This window comes from Oleiphilus sp. HI0066 (assembly GCF_001635725.1).
In genome coordinates, this window is the sequence record NZ_LWFH01001263.1 from 1 (window position 1) to 914 (window position 914).

A 914-nucleotide genomic window follows, 5' to 3' on the forward strand; every position below is an offset into this window, starting at 1 on the left:
ATAGCATTACTGTTAAGCGTCGTGGTGATGTTCGTCAGGCTAAGTTGTACTACTTGCGTGAGCTTAGTGGTAAGGCTGCACGTATCAAAGAGAAGCTTAACTAAGTTTATATTGATTTATAAAAAACCCCGACTCGTCGGGGTTTTTTGCGTTTACGGTTAGGTGATCCTTGTTCGTAGTTTTTATTTATAAGATATTGAACGTTCTCTGATGCATGTGATCATATAAGGGATAAATTTAAATGGGGTTGTTATGAAGTTAAGTAATATATGTGGTCTTTTATTCGCTTGCATGCCGGTGTTCGCTATCGCTGAAGTTGAACAAAATATTGAGTCGGCCTTGAAAAAAGCTGTCCCGCAATTGGAGGTTGTTTCGGTTGCTGAAACGCCAGTTGGCGGTATCTATCAAGTTCATGATCAAAGTGGGCAGGCGATTTTTGTCTCAAGTAACGGTGAGTATTTTTTTACAGGCGAGTTGTACAGCACAATTGGTGGTCGACTTGAGAATATTAGTGAAAAAGAGCGTCAGGCAAAGCGTGGTGAGTTGTTGAAATCGATCGAAGCTTCGGAGCTGATCACTTACAAGGCTAAAGGTGAGGAAAAGGCCCAAATTAAAGTCTTTACTGATATTGATTGTGGTTACTGTCGAAAGCTGCATCGGGAAATACCTAAAATGAATGAGTTGGGTATAACGGTGAGCTATATGAGCTTCCCTCGCGCCGGTGTTAACAGTGCGTCTTATGATAAATTAACGTCCGTATGGTGTGCCGACGATTCGCTTGAGGCAATGAATGAGGCAAAAGAGGGTCGTCTAGATTCAAAAGTTAATCGAAGTACTGGTCGTCTAAATGATGTGGCTAGTTGTAAAAATCCTGTCGCTAAGCAGTATCGGTTAGGGCAGCAATTTGGTGTGAC

2 protein-coding genes are annotated in these 914 nt (G+C 41.8%); both read left to right on the forward strand.

The features are described from left to right. A partial coding sequence (locus tag A3738_RS18180; protein ID WP_156504329.1) for a 50S ribosomal protein L19 occupies positions 1–104 on the forward strand: 104 nt, incomplete at its 5' end. Between the two features lie 148 nt (positions 105–252). After that, positions 253–914, forward strand: a 662-nt coding sequence (locus A3738_RS18185) for a DsbC family protein (RefSeq protein WP_068763764.1), incomplete at its 3' end; no start/stop codon positions are given.